Annotated in this window: 12 protein-coding genes; 6 read left to right on the top strand and 6 right to left on the bottom strand. The window is 40.7% G+C overall.

Translation table 11 applies throughout. The annotated features are described in order from the left end of the window. The first annotated feature begins 74 nt into the window (after positions 1-74). The 4 genes from FM071_RS01440 to FM071_RS01425 all read left to right on the top strand — a co-directional run bounded on the left by FM071_RS01440 (position 75) and on the right by FM071_RS01425 (position 5,708). Complete coding sequence (locus FM071_RS01440) at positions 75-2,039, top strand: TonB-dependent receptor (protein WP_193111274.1); 1,965 nt, start codon at positions 75-77, stop codon at positions 2,037-2,039. Positions 2,040-2,116: 77 nt separating this feature from the next. Beyond that, complete coding sequence (gene ispG / locus FM071_RS01435) at positions 2,117-3,178, top strand: flavodoxin-dependent (E)-4-hydroxy-3-methylbut-2-enyl-diphosphate synthase (RefSeq protein WP_193111273.1); 1,062 nt, start codon at positions 2,117-2,119, stop codon at positions 3,176-3,178. After that, entirely contained in the window at positions 3,178-4,623 is a 1,446-nt protein-coding gene (locus FM071_RS01430) for a replicative DNA helicase (protein ID WP_193111272.1), read from the top strand. Before ispG ends, FM071_RS01430 begins: the two co-directional genes overlap by 1 nt. Further along, positions 4,623-5,708 (top strand): ComEC/Rec2 family competence protein, encoded by a 1,086-nt coding sequence (locus tag FM071_RS01425; RefSeq protein WP_226960546.1) that lies wholly within the window; start codon positions 4,623-4,625, stop codon positions 5,706-5,708. The genes FM071_RS01430 and FM071_RS01425 overlap by 1 nt, the downstream gene beginning before the upstream one ends. Before the next feature lie 144 nt (positions 5,709-5,852). On the opposite strand, the gene FM071_RS01420 is transcribed toward FM071_RS01425, so the two are convergent. From FM071_RS01420 to FM071_RS01410, 3 genes are read right to left on the bottom strand one after another with little or no spacing between them, the layout of a single operon-like run. Beyond that, positions 5,853-6,677 carry a YihY family inner membrane protein gene (locus FM071_RS01420; RefSeq protein ID WP_193111271.1) on the bottom strand — a complete coding sequence of 275 codons (825 nt, stop codon included), beginning with the start codon at positions 6,675-6,677 and terminating at the stop codon, positions 5,853-5,855. 4 nt (positions 6,678-6,681) lie between these two features. After that, complete coding sequence (locus FM071_RS01415) at positions 6,682-8,067, bottom strand: FAD-linked oxidase C-terminal domain-containing protein (protein WP_193111270.1); 1,386 nt, start codon at positions 8,065-8,067, stop codon at positions 6,682-6,684. Between the two features lies 1 nt (position 8,068). Then, on the bottom strand, positions 8,069-8,863 hold the full coding sequence (locus tag FM071_RS01410; protein ID WP_193111269.1) for a plasminogen-binding N-terminal domain-containing protein: 795 nt from the start codon (positions 8,861-8,863) through the stop codon (positions 8,069-8,071). 101 nt (positions 8,864-8,964) lie between these two features. On the opposite strand from FM071_RS01410, the gene FM071_RS01405 reads away from it, so the two are divergent. Beyond that, positions 8,965-10,152, top strand: coding sequence for a peptidoglycan DD-metalloendopeptidase family protein (locus tag FM071_RS01405; RefSeq protein ID WP_193111268.1), 1,188 nt, complete (start codon positions 8,965-8,967; stop codon positions 10,150-10,152). Then, on the top strand, positions 10,145-10,717 hold the full coding sequence (locus FM071_RS01400; RefSeq protein WP_193111267.1) for an NUDIX domain-containing protein: 573 nt from the start codon (positions 10,145-10,147) through the stop codon (positions 10,715-10,717). Before FM071_RS01405 ends, FM071_RS01400 begins: the two co-directional genes overlap by 8 nt. On the opposite strand, the gene FM071_RS01395 is transcribed toward FM071_RS01400, so the two are convergent. From FM071_RS01395 to FM071_RS10705, 3 genes are all read right to left on the bottom strand, one after another. Further along, positions 10,701-12,551 carry a primosomal protein N' gene (locus tag FM071_RS01395; protein WP_193111266.1) on the bottom strand — a complete coding sequence of 617 codons (1,851 nt, stop codon included), beginning with the start codon at positions 12,549-12,551 and terminating at the stop codon, positions 10,701-10,703. The genes FM071_RS01400 and FM071_RS01395 overlap by 17 nt on opposite strands. 12 nt (positions 12,552-12,563) lie before the next feature. Further along, on the bottom strand, positions 12,564-13,040 hold the full coding sequence (locus tag FM071_RS10785) for a type II secretion system protein (RefSeq protein WP_264299365.1): 477 nt from the start codon (positions 13,038-13,040) through the stop codon (positions 12,564-12,566). Positions 13,041-13,166: 126 nt separating this feature from the next. Further along, the gene (locus tag FM071_RS10705; RefSeq protein ID WP_226960545.1) at positions 13,167-13,637 is read right to left on the bottom strand and encodes a type II secretion system protein; all 471 of its coding nucleotides are present in this window, start codon (positions 13,635-13,637) and stop codon (positions 13,167-13,169) included. Between the last annotated feature and the right edge of the window lie 106 nt (positions 13,638-13,743).

Genomic DNA, 13,743 nt, shown 5'->3' with positions numbered 1-13,743 from the left:
TACTTTTGTAACACTTCTTTTATTATTATTTTAGACAACTAACTATATATATTAAGTTTTAAAAAAGGGAAATAATGAAAAAAAGCATAACACTCTCACTCTTAGCTGTCTCTGCACTTTACGCAGCAGACATTGAACTTGCACCTATTGATGTTCAGTCAACGACCATTACAGAAGTCGCTCAAAATGCACAAACCTCTGCCGATGTTGCCGATGCTCTTAGCAAATCAGTACCGAGCATTGACATGTCACGCAGAAGCGGCATCGCTAACGATGTTCTTATCCGCGGTCAAAAAAGGGATAATATCTCCGTTGAAGTTGACGGCACGAAAGTTTATGGAGCATGCCCAAATAGAATGGACCCTCCTGTCTCTCATATTCTGGCAAACCAGATAGATTCTATTGAAGTAACCGAAGGGCCATATGATGTAACAACATACGGAAACCTCAGCGGCGGGTTAAAGATTAAAACGAAACAGCCGACAAAAGATTTCAAAGCACAGATCAATCTCGGTTTTGGTGCATGGAACTATAAAAAGTTCGGAGCATCTGCAAGCGGTGGCAATGATTTCATCCGTATGATAGCAGCTGTTTCTACTGAATCTTCGGATCAGTACCATGACGGAGACAGTAATACTTTGGCGCAGCAGTTAAAATTAAAAGCACAGCCAGGGAATCAATACAAAACACAATATGAAGATATGCAGGCCTATAAAAAAAATTCTATGATGGCAAAGGCTTTCATCACTACGGCTAAAAATCAGGAACTTCGCTTAAGTGCAACAGCCAACAGAAGTGACAACATTCTCTATCCAAACTCTCCTATGGATGCAATCTATGATGACTCAAACATCTATTCAGTCTCTTACAACATTGATAATCTGACAGAGAGTTATAAAAATCTCAATCTTGAGTATTACTACTCCGATGTTGACCATCCTATGAGTACAGAGTACAGAAAAATTGCTGATATGAATGCATCAAAGAACACAACAAACCATATGTGGACGACAATGCAGGGAATAAAACTCAAAAACAGCTTTGACATCAACTCATACAAACTGCTTCTCGGACTTGACGGTAGCAAGCGTATGTGGAAAGGCCAATATGTAAATAATAACAATGGTGCTATTAAAGGTAATAGCATCGACCAGACAATTACAAAAGATGCAGCACTTTTTGCAAAACTGGAAAAAAATTATGGTGCACTTGGTATGTCACTTGGTGGACGTGTTGATGATATAAGTATCACGAACGATTCCCAGCCTAATAACAACTACCATTCTCTTGGAGCCAATCTTCTAACGACATACAACTTCAACAAGGATAATCAACTCTTTTTTGGTCTTGGTCAGGCATACCGCACTCCTGATGCGCGTGAGCTCTACTTTCTAAAATCCGGTATTAAAGGAACACCGACACTTGATCAGACAAGAAACCGTGAAGCAGATATTGGCTTTACAACAGATAATGATCTCTTCAGTCTCAAACTCAAAGCTTTCTATTCAAAACTGCATAACTATATCTACATCAATGCAAACAAACTAACTAACATCTTTGAAAATATAGATGCAACAGTCTATGGAGGAGAGATAAGCGGATCGATCTATGCAACAGATGATATGACAATAGACATGGGTGCATCATACAAACGCGGGAAAAAAGATCATGCACTCACGGGTCAGACAAATACGAACTTAGCGGACATGGCACCACTACGCGGAAATATCGCGCTCAATTACGAGTATGCAAACAATTCACTCGCAACACTTGAAACAGTTATGAGTGATAGATGGGATACAATAGACGACGATAACGGTGAGCAGGTTTTATCAGGATGGGCAGTAGTCAATGCAAAAATAAAACACGCCGTCAATAAAAAGTTTGATTTTACACTCGGTGTCAATAACCTTTTTGATGTCACCTATGCACAAAGTAACACCTATGTTGATCTGACACTCGTAACAGCAGGTGGAGATGCTGTTTTACTCAATGAACCGGGACGTTATGTCTATACAAATTTAGATTTCAAATTTTAAAACCTAAAAGTCTTTAAGACTTTGGGTTGCGATTACACTAAAGCACTTCTTCATAAAAAACAAGCTAAAATCATTTTATGATACAAAGATACCCAACGAAAAAAATTTATGTCGGTGATGTAGCCGTAGGCGGCGATGCCCCTATCTCTATTCAGTCGATGACCTACTCAAATACACATGATGTTGCAGCTACCGTTGCGCAGATCAATCGTCTGCATTTTGCAGGAGCGGACATCGTCCGTGTTGCTGTACCCGATATGGAAGATGCCCTTGCACTCAAGTCCATCAAAGAGCAGATATCACTGCCGCTTGTTGCAGATATTCACTTCAATTACAAGCTCGCCCTTATTGCAGCAGAGTCTGTTGACTGCATACGTTTCAATCCCGGAAATATCAGTGATAAGACAAAGATAAAAGAGATCGTCAAAGCGTGTCAGGAACGAAATCTTCCTATCCGCATCGGTGTCAATGCCGGCAGTCTTGAAAAAGAGTTCGACAACAAGTACGGTCCAACTGCAGAGGCTATGGTAGCATCTGCCGAGTATAACATCAAGTTCTTAGAAGACCTTGGCTTTGATAACATTAAGATTTCTCTCAAAGCTTCCGATGTACAAAGAACGGTCGATGCCTATAGAATGCTGCGTCCAAAGAACCACTACCCTTTTCATCTTGGCGTTACAGAGGCGGGAACTATTTTTCACGCAACCGTTAAAAGTGCCATCGGACTAGGTTCTTTACTGCTCGATGGTATCGGCGATACGATGCGTGTGAGCATTACAGGAGAACTTGAAGAGGAGATAAATGTCGGACGTGCTATTTTAAAAGACAGCGGTGCCATGCCTGACGGACTCAATATCATCTCCTGCCCTACCTGCGGACGTATCGAAGCCGATCTTGTCTCAGCAGTTGCAGAGATAGAACAGCGCACAAAACACATCACAACCCCGCTGAATGTTTCGGTAATGGGCTGCGTTGTCAATGCTATCGGTGAGGCGGCTCACGCAGATGTCGCCATCGCTTACGGTAAAGGAAAAGGCCTTGTCATGGTAAAAGGTGAAGTTGTGGCCAATCTCGATGAAAAAGAGCTTGTCGATAAATTCGTTACCGAAGTTGAAAAAATGGCCGAGGAGAGTAAATAATGCAGGACAATCTCTACAATCTCGCATTTGAACGTTCTATTCTCAGCTCCATCATCTTTGAACCAAGCCAGTTTGATGATCTGAGTGTCACCCTAAACAAAGACGACTTCTATCTACCTGCCCATCAGGATATCTTTGTAGCGATGCTCACGCTGCTGCAAAAAGATCAGCCGATCGATGAGGAGTTCATTAAAAAAGAGCTTATCAAGGCAAAAAAATTCGATGAGCAGGTCATGCTCGAAATTCTCGCGGCAAACCCTATCTCAAATACAGCCGCCTATGTCGAAGAGATCAAAGACAAATCACTCAAACGCCATCTGCTCACACTCACAACCGAGATAAAAAGAGTGACAGTCGAAGAGGAGCTGCCTTCTGCCGAAGTAGTTGATATCGTCGAGAAAAAACTCTATGAAATCACGCAGGACAACCAGACGAGCGATTTCAAAGATTCTCCAAAGATGACCTTCGATACGATGGAGTACATCAAAGAGATGAAAGCCCGCGGAAACTCTGTTCTCGTTGGTGTCGATACAGGTTTTAAAGAGCTAAATAAAATGACGACCGGTTTTGGAAAAGGAGATCTTGTCATTATTGCCGCAAGACCGGCAATGGGAAAAACTTCTTTTATCCTCAACACCGTCAATAACCTCATCCTTCAAGGCAAAGGGGTTGCTTTCTTCTCTCTTGAGATGCCGGCAGAACAGCTGATGCTCAGACTGCTTTCCATTCAGACATCCATTCCGCTGCAAAAACTGCGTGTCGGTGATATGAACGATGAGCAGTGGAGCTCACTCAACGGTGCCATAGACAAGATGAACTCTGCCAAGCTCTTTGTCGATGATCAGGGAAGTGTCAATATCAATCAACTGCGAAGTAAGCTTAGAAAACTAAAAAATCAGCATCCTGAGATCGAGATCGCTGTTATCGATTACCTGCAGATCATGTCGGGAATCGGCAATCAAGACCGCCACCTGCAGGTTTCTGAGATCTCACGCGGGCTTAAGATGCTCGCACGTGAGCTTGAGATGCCGATAGTCGCTCTTTCGCAGCTTAACCGTGGTCTTGAATCTCGTAACGACAAACGCCCGATGCTCAGCGATATCCGTGAATCAGGTTCGATCGAGCAGGATGCCGACATCATTCTCTTTGTCTACCGCGACGATGTTTACCTCTACAAAGAGGAAAAAGAGCGTGAGAAAGCCGCCAAAGCAGAAGGCAAAGAGTTCACCTCAACCTACGTCGAAAAAGAAGAGGAAGAATCAGAGATCATTATCGGTAAGCAGCGTAATGGACCTACCGGTCACGTTAAACTGATATTTCAGAAAAAACTCACCCGTTTTGTCGATGCACCAAGCTATGCAAGTGCCGTTGAGACAGTTTATGAAAATGTTGATACAAAATCAGCTCAAGTCGATGTGCCAAATGTCGAGATGCCGCCTATCTAATGGCATCACTGGAGCGTGTTGAGCTTATCAGTTCAAAAAGAGACATTACTCTCCTTTTTGCGCTCTTTGTTACTCTTCTTGCACTCTCTCTTGGATTTGAGTACTACAAATACCGTGAACTTACAAAATTCGACTCGCAGCTTGTTCATGCAACCATATTAAAACAATACACAAAAACAAAAATTACGAAAAAAGGAAGAACAAAAACCTATCAGATACTCAAGCTTCAAAGCGACGATGGCTTTAGCTTCTACTCCACTGCTTCAAAAAAACTGCCGAATTATAAAGGCAAAAATGTAGAACTCGAAGTCTGGGCAGGAAAAATCTCATTTTTAGAGTACCTAAAAGGCTTTTTCGCTTTTAGTAAAATTCTACATGTAAATACCGAACCAACTTTCAACAATACAGTTGCAAACTCAATCATGCATCAACACAATACAAAAGATATGCAGGATATCTACAAGGCTCTTTTTCTTGCAAAACCACTGCCCTATGCACTGCAAAAAACATTTTCAAACCTTGGTATCTCGCACCTTGTCGCTATCAGCGGTTTTCACCTTGGTGTGCTCTCGGCTCTGCTGTTTTTACTTATAAAATATCCTTACATATATCTGCAGAACAACTACTTTCCTTATCGCAGTTACAAGCGTGATACCTTTATGCTGATTACTCTTATTCTCTTGAACTATATGCTTTTTATCGGCTCGCCGCCATCACTGTTACGCGCTTTTGTTATGCTTGTTGTCGGATTTATTCTGTATGAGAGGGGCATCAAGATCATCTCCATGCAAACACTGCTTTTGAGTGCGCTTTTGATCATTGCACTTTTTCCAAGACTCATTTTCAATATAGGTTTATTCTTAAGCCTCAGCGGGGTTTTTTATATATTTTTATTTCTCATTCACTTTCAAGACAAAAGTAAGATATGGCAGTTTGCGGTATTGCCATTCTGGGTCTATCTGATGATGCTTCCCTACTCCTTAGCAATCTTTGGCAACTTTTCACTTTTACATCCGCTCTCAATTCTCTGGACATCACTCTTTACGCTTTTTTATCCGCTGGCAATATTTTTACACCTCATTTGATTTGGATATCTGCTCGATGCACCACTGCACTATCTGCTGACACTAGAACCTCACGCAGTAAAGATACAACTCCCATTCATCTATCTCATTATCGAGATCATACTCTCACTTTTTGGAGTCTTTAAAAAAGAAGCTCTCTACCTGCTACTTGGCTATAATCTCTCTATTTTTATATACGCGGTCTATCATATAACATAGTTTCAGTCCGTAGATGAAGATAATCCACGAAACATAGATCCATAAAAACAGAAACATAACAATAGCAAAAGAGCCGTACATCGTTGCATAGGATTTGTTCAAAAATACATAGTAGATAAAAGCATTTTTACTTGCCGAGAAGATGATCGCGACCAAAAAAGAGCTGATAGCTGAGGCTTTTGGGTTGACCTTTGCATTTGGTCCAATCTGAAAAATAAGAAAGAAAAGTCCCCAGATAATGAGATATGGAACCATCGGCAGAATATTAAGTCCTGACGTGAGCGCATTGGAAGCCATCAGTGTTGCAATGTAACCAGTGATGTAAAAAGATATACCAAGAGCAATGGGTGTCAGCGTAAGCATCGTCCAGTAAGTCGTAATGCTCTCCCAAAGCGTTCTGTTCTTTGCGTGAAAGATCTTGTTGGCAATATATTCGAAGTTTTTAAAAAAAAGCAGGGAGGCGATCAGTATCATCAAAAGTCCAAATGCACCGACTTTGGCAGAGTTGGCTACAAAACCGTCAATATTATTCATAATCATCTCAGACTGCACCGGCATAAGATTGGAAAAGATAAAACCTTTGATCTTCTCATAATGATCCGAAAAACTCGGCATAGAAGTTAAAAGTGTAAGCACAATAAGTAAAAGGGGAATAATCGTAAAGATAGTGTAAAAACTCAAACTTGCAGCAAAAAGTGTCAGCTCTTTATCTACAAAGGCCAAAACAAAATGCTTTGTCTCTTTGTAGATTTTTCGAGCAAGCGGCTGCATCTCTCTAGTCCAATCCCATTTTTGCAGGATTTAAGATGTTATTAGGGTCAAAAGCTTTTTTGATTGACTTGAAAAGTGCCATTTCTGCATCGCTAAAGGCCATCTTCATATATGGCGCTTTTGCAAGACCTATGCCATGTTCACCTGAGAGTGTTCCACCGAGATCGATTGTCGCCTGAAAAACCTCTTCAATGGCTTTGTAAGCGATTTTTACCTGTTGGGGCTCACTGCCGTCAACCATAACATTGGTATGGACATTCCCATCACCTGTATGACCGAAACACGGAATGTTGACACTGTATTTGTCCGCAATAGCATAAAATTTCTCTAAAAGCTGCGGAAGCACAGCACGTGGTACAGTTACATCTTCATTGAGTTTTTTACTGCCGTACACTGAAAGTGCTGGCGAAGCGTTTCGACGTGCAAACCAAATATCTGCCGCTTCTTTATCATCTTTTGCACGACGGAATTCAGAACAACCATTCTCTTTAAAGACCTTTTCTATCTGATCAAGTTGAAAGTTCAGATCATCTTCAAGATTCCCATCGACATCTGTTACTAAAAGTGCACCGGCATCTACAGGAAGTCCTTTATGAAAAGTCTGCTCAACCGCGCGGATGGTAAGATTGTCCAAAAATTCCATAGCAACCGGTGTAATCCCGCTTGCCATTGTTTTATAGACGGCTTCCATCGCATCGTTTACCGTTGGAAATATTCCCATAGCCGTCTTCGTCATCTTCGGTTTTGGAATGAGTTTGAGTGTAATTTCCGTAAGTACTGCAAGTGTTCCCTCAGAAGCTATCAAAATACCGCTGATGTTGTACCCTGCCACATCTTTAATGGTACGTTTTCCGGCTTTGATGACATCACCATTTGGTAAAACAGCACGCGTAGCCATCACATAATCTTTTGTGATGCCATACTTTGCCGCACGCATTCCACCGGCATTTTCACTGACATTACCGCCGATAGTCGAGTAGTCCTGGCTTGCAGGATCCGGCGGATAAAAAAGTCCTACCTCTTCAACGGCACGCTGCAGGTCCATATTGATAACACCCGGCTGAACAATGGCAACCATATTTTTCATATCGATCTCTAAGATCTTATTCATATGTTTTTCCATCGCAAGCACGATGCCGCCATGACTCGGCAGTGCACCGCCTGTAAAACCGCTTCCTGCTCCTCGAGGGACAATGACGATCTTATGCTCATTACAGTATTTAAGTATCTCGCTTACATCCGCTTCATTACGGGGAAAAATGACAGCATCCGGCTCAAAATGCTCACGTGTCGCATCATACGAGTATGCAATAAGATGCGCTTTATCTGAGTAAATATTTTCTTCACCGACAATGCCCGTAAAATGTTCTATATGTTTTGATTCAATCATACTACTTCCCTATCTCAAATTCATCAGCCAAGTCATGCAATTCTTTATGACTTTTCACGATTTCATAGAACGCTTTGTTCTTTTTGTTTGCTTCTATCAACAACTCATAATAATGAGGTTCATAGGCATCCATCTCGCTGCTTCCAGCTCCCCACCAATTTGCATCGATCTTCTCTACTCGTGTATAAAAAGGTGTCTGTTTTTTCTTTACTGCAAGCGGAGCATCGGTGATATTCAGTATCTTAAAACTTTTAATGTCAACGGTGTATACTTTTTTATCAAGATAGATAAAAAGAAGCCCTACACTTCCTGCATTTGCAAACGAAGTAAAATCAGAGCGAAGCGGTGTAGGATGCCCTGAAAAGGAAAGAACTGTTGCAAAAAGATCCGGATGAACCCATTGAATGCGGACACCCTTGGATATCTGATGATAGACCTCTTCATTAGGTGCTATCAAGAGTGCACGACTGTATCCAAAAGCAAGTTCCACTGTATCACCAACTTGCGGCTTCCATTTTCCATATGGCAGTGCATTGTTTCGCAGTGCATTGAATGGAGTCATTTTAATCGTTGCTATCTTCTTCTCTTTGTTAAAATCCACAACAGTAGCATTGTTTAAGATGCTGCTGTGCTCTGGCGTAATATGATGCACGACAAAACCGCTGACTCCGATGTCAATATGATCGACCGAGATTGTCGCCTGCTCTTTTTCATTGTCAACAGAAAGAATAGGTGCTTTAATAACAGATGCAAACATCTGCGAAACCATCAATATGAGTAAAATCGTATATTTCATTGTTCAACTTTGTATTAATATTATGCGATTATATCAAACAAACCTCAGATTAATCAAAAATTTGATAATCTTTGCCAAATATTTATTTCGGACTAATTTTAATGATACGATTTTTCATACTTTTTTTATTGGCAACTTCTCTCTTTTCTTCCACTGTTGAGAGACACAGATGGAGTAACGGTGAAACTTATCTTCAGTTTTTAGAAAGGCAGAAACTCCCTCTGCGTAAGCTTTACTACAACCTTGATAAAGATGACCAAAGACTAACCGAAGAGATGCGTTCGGGTGTTCACTACCAGATACTCCGTGACAATGCAGGCAACATAGAACAGATGCTCCTTCCTTTAAATGATGAGCTGCAGATTCATATTTATAAAGATAAAAAAAGTTATAAATTTGAAGCTATTCCCATTATCTCTGAAACAAAAACAGAAGCGTTCAGCTCAAAAATAATCAGCTCACCGATGTATACTATTTTAAAAGAGACAGGCAGTAAAAAACTCGCCCAGATCTTCGTTGCAAGCTTCAAGCATTCACTCAACTTTAAAAATGACATCAGGCAAGGTGATCCTCTTGTCATGATCTATGAACAAAAGTATCGTCTTGGACGCCCTTTTTCCATGCCAACACTCAAAGTTGCCATGATAGAGATGCGTCATAAACGCCACTATATTTACCTCAACGATGATGACAGGTATTATGATGAAAAAGCACACGAGGTTGAAGGCTTTCTTTTAGCCCGTCCGGTACGCGGAGCAAGAATATCTTCTTACTTCACCAAAAGACGCTGGCACCCGATACTGCATAAATGGAAAGCACACCTTGGAGTTGATTATGCTGCACGCCGTGGTACACCAGTCATTGCAGCGGGAAGCGGACGTATAATCTATGCGGCACGACTTGGAACCTATGGAAACCTGATCAAGATCCGTCACAATGACGGTTATGAAACACGGTATGCCCATCTTAAATCCTTTAGACGAGGCATTCATCGTGGAAAATATGTAAAAAAAGGGCAGACCATTGCCTATGTAGGAACAACAGGACGTTCAACCGGTCCACACCTTCACTTTGAACTTCGTAAACGCGGTCGTGCCATCAATCCACTGCGTGTTGTTCAAGTAACAACAAAAAAATTACGAGGCAAAGAGAAAAAAGCTTTTTTACGACTGAAGAAAAATTATGACGAGAGCGTCGAGCTGCATCTCAACAATCAAACATCCTTTAAAAAACTGCCGCCGTTTGAGAATATGTCCTATATCCACCTGATGGAAAAGAACAATGGCTAAAATAGACTCCATAAAAGAGCTCAAAGAGACACACTTCATCAAGCCAATAGAGATAAACTACACTCAAAAAGGCAGGCAAAAAAGATGGGAGGCGGTACTGAGCCACGACAGTGTTGCCATACTTCTTTACCATAAAGAGAAAGATGCCTTTGTTCTCGTCAAACAGCTTCGTGTTACTGTACTGAATAAAAATCCGGACAATGGCTATATGTATGAACTCTGTGCCGGCATTGTCGATAAAGAGTGCTCACTAGAGCAGATTGCAAAAGAGGAGATTCTTGAAGAGTGTGGCTATAATCTTCCTATAAAAAATCTCGAAAAGATAAGCTCCTTTTACACTTCTGTGGGTATATCAGGAACCCACCAGACACTCTACTACGCAGAGATAGATGAGAGTATGAAAGTAAATGAGGGCGGCGGGCTTGAAGAAGAGGAGATAGAGGTTATCACTATTCCCCTGAATGAAGCAAAGAAATTTATGTTCGATGAAACATATCAAAAAACGACAGGTGTATCACTCGCATTTTACTGGTTTTTCAACACAAAACTCAACCAAATTCTATAGGGTCCATATCCACTTCGGCTAAAGCTACCTTTGATGTTTTGACAGCCTTGATGATATCGGTACTTTTATCGGCTCGCAGCAGTATCTCAAAGCGGTATTTATTGGCCACTTTCTCTATGGCACATTTTTTAGCCCCGACTATTTCCACATTTGAGAATGCACGTAGATTGGCTTCCATCTCACGCATAGCTTCCTGTGCCTTTGCACCGTTTTTATGAGCAAACAATATGCGGCATAACTTTTTAAACGGCGGATATAACTCCTCACGAAAAACTTTTTCATCTTCCAAAAATAGTTCATAATTTTCAATATAACTTTTAAAAAAATCTTCATTGAAGGTCTGCACAATAACATGAGCATCTTTGGCACGTCCACTGCGTCCGGCAACCTGAATGAGGGATGAGAGTGCTTTTTCACGGGCACGATAATCTCCCATGTTAAGCATATTATCCATTCCCAAGACAACTGCAAGTGTAACATCATGATAATCATGTCCTTTAGAGAGCATCTGCGTTCCCACTAAGATATCACTCTCTTTGTCATTAAAGCGCTTGAGTGCCTTTTTGAGTTTGTTCGCTGTTGTAATGGTATCTCTATCAAACTGTTCTATTCTTGCGTGAGGTAGAAACTCTTGAATGTTCTTGACAGCTTCAGCCGTTCCAAGTCGCGAACTCACCAAGTGTGAGCTCTGGCACTGGGGACAGACCTGCGGAATCGCCTGCGTGAAGTTACAGTAGTGGCACTTCAACGCCCGAGAGTGCTGATGCAGACTCATGCCAACACTGCAAAAAGCACATTTAAAAGCATGGCCGCAATCGCCGCAGACTAGATACTTGAAATTTGCCCGGGTCGGCAGAAAGACAATGGACTGTTCCTCTTTTTCCAAGGTCTCACGCAGACTGTTCTCAATAAGCGGCGTCAAAGACTCGGGAGCCTTTTCGTACACAAACTCTTTTTGTGATACAAAATGCCCACCTTTAAGCCTCGCGTGAGGAAACTTTACATAGGAACTCAGTGAAGGTGTCGCCGAGCCAAGCGCAACAGGAATATCATACAGTTTTCCCATATAGATAGCTATATCACGGGCGTTGTAACGCGGGCGTGAAGATGATTTGTAACTCTCATCATGCTCTTCATCAACGACAATAAGCCCTAAATTCTTCACAGGTAAAAAGAGGCAAGAACGCGCTCCGGCAATGATTTTTGCTTCACCGCTGTAAATTTTCTGTAGGGCCTTTTTTTTCTGTAAAGGTGTGAGTTTCGAGTGCCATATGACGAATAAATCTCCAAAATGTACTTTAAGGCGCTCTGACATCTGCGGCGTGAGTGATATCTCAGGCATAAGGAAAAGAGCTCTTTTTCCCATGGCTAAGATCTCTTCAAAATACTTCATATAGACTTCAGTCTTGCCGCTTCCGGTATCACCAAAGAGAAGGGAGACTTTGTGCTGTTTTAAAAAATTAAGTGCTTGGTTTTGCTTGCGTGAGAGTTCAATTGAGAACTGCTTTCCACACTCCCAATCTACAGAATTTTCATCACTAACAGAAGTAGAAAAAGGTGTCATCAAGGCTAAGACATCGCCAAGTGAGCAGATATAATACGAGGAAATAAACTGAGCAAGAGCAAACTGCTTTTCACTATAGTATTCCTCATGAACTTCTATAATCTCAGATGTATCAAATTCAGGCTTTATGCATGTTTCAAGTACGACAGTTCTCTTTATACGTTTATTAAATTCGACAGATACTTCTGCCCCTCTTTGTAAAATTTTTGATGAATGATAGGTAAAAGGCTCCAGAGGGGAGCCTATAATGGAAAGTTTATAGTAGTACAATTTTTGTAAAAATTATTTCACTAAATTATCACAAATAGCTGGTTGTGCCGCATTGAGTGTGAACTTTCCGGTAGCGCTGTCATAAGTAAAATTACAATTGAAACCATCTACCTTATAGCGATAATGCTTATAATCAGCATTAGTAGAACTCCAGTGTCCATCTGTTGTTCCTGAAGATATACCATAGAGTAAAAGTGTATGATTATTATCACTTCCTGTAAAAAGTGTTGTACCATTTTGACTCAGCTTTGGTATCCAAGAGGAATCACCTTTAATAAGCCTTGTTTGACGTTCTGTCATGATTGCAGAACGAATAGATGCTATATCGGCACGACCTTTACTAATCTGTGCATCCGTTCTTGTCGCAGCAAATTTTGGAATAGCAATCGCTGCTAAGATTCCTAAAACTACGATGACAAAGACTAGTTCTATCATAGTAAAAGCACTGTGTAACGAGTACCCCATGGGTACATTTTTTGATTTTTGCATGTAGATTCCTCTTCTGTTATATATTGTATATGATAACATTTTTTTGATTATTTAAATTTAAATTTTGCTTAATTGAGGACGTTGTTTTATATATATTCCCAAGCGGGAGCTTGAGAATTAAGTAAATTAGAAAGTTACAGACGAACCACCAAGAGTTACTGAATTATTTGCATCAACAGCAGTTAAACCAAGTCTGTTGTTTACACCTGCACAAATAGGATCCGTAACATTCTTAGCTGTTACAGTTAAGCTAGCAGGTGTTCCGCCTACTGGTGGCGTGTAGTCAATTTGACCACATAAAGTACCATTTGCTTTATTATTATATGTTACTTTATTTGCAGTAAACACATAGTCTCCACTGTTCTGTTCAACATTAGTAACAGCTTTCCACTGTGTCGTATTCGATACATTCAAATCACCTGTACCTGTATAGTGTGCTGTTGCATCACTAACAATTTGGTTAACATTTGTAGCCATTGATGCAATTTTCGCATCATCACGTGTTGCTGCAAGTTTTGGAATAGCAACTGCTGCTAAAATACCTAAAATAACGATAACGAAGATCAATTCGATCATTGTAAAACCAGCTCTTTTCATAAGAACTCCTTAATTGTAAAAATTGGACTACTCTTGTAATCTTAGAAACCATTATGAAGTTATTTTGTTTAAAGTATACTTAAAACCAATACTTTCTCTTCAAAAA

This window comes from Sulfurimonas paralvinellae, from assembly GCF_014905135.1.
Classification (GTDB): Bacteria; Campylobacterota; Campylobacteria; order Campylobacterales; family Sulfurimonadaceae; genus Sulfurimonas; species Sulfurimonas paralvinellae.
The sequence above is the reverse complement of the archived record's forward strand: the minus strand, read 5'-3'. Positions and strand labels throughout refer to the sequence as shown.

Coding starts and splice junctions, on each gene's coding strand:
- FM071_RS01440 (WP_193111274.1), top strand. CDS start 75: ATGAAAAAAAGCATAACACTCTCACTCTTAGCTGTCTCTGCACTTTAC.
- ispG (WP_193111273.1), top strand. CDS start 2,117: ATGATACAAAGATACCCAACGAAAAAAATTTATGTCGGTGATGTAGCC.
- FM071_RS01430 (WP_193111272.1), top strand. CDS start 3,178: ATGCAGGACAATCTCTACAATCTCGCATTTGAACGTTCTATTCTCAGC.
- FM071_RS01425 (WP_226960546.1), top strand. CDS start 4,623: ATGGCATCACTGGAGCGTGTTGAGCTTATCAGTTCAAAAAGAGACATT.
- FM071_RS01420 (WP_193111271.1), bottom strand. CDS start 6,677: ATGCAGCCGCTTGCTCGAAAAATCTACAAAGAGACAAAGCATTTTGTT.
- FM071_RS01415 (WP_193111270.1), bottom strand. CDS start 8,067: ATGATTGAATCAAAACATATAGAACATTTTACGGGCATTGTCGGTGAA.
- FM071_RS01410 (WP_193111269.1), bottom strand. CDS start 8,863: ATGAAATATACGATTTTACTCATATTGATGGTTTCGCAGATGTTTGCA.
- FM071_RS01405 (WP_193111268.1), top strand. CDS start 8,965: ATGATACGATTTTTCATACTTTTTTTATTGGCAACTTCTCTCTTTTCT.
- FM071_RS01400 (WP_193111267.1), top strand. CDS start 10,145: ATGGCTAAAATAGACTCCATAAAAGAGCTCAAAGAGACACACTTCATC.
- FM071_RS10785 (WP_264299365.1), bottom strand. CDS start 13,040: ATGCAAAAATCAAAAAATGTACCCATGGGGTACTCGTTACACAGTGCT.
- FM071_RS10705 (WP_226960545.1), bottom strand. CDS start 13,637: ATGAAAAGAGCTGGTTTTACAATGATCGAATTGATCTTCGTTATCGTT.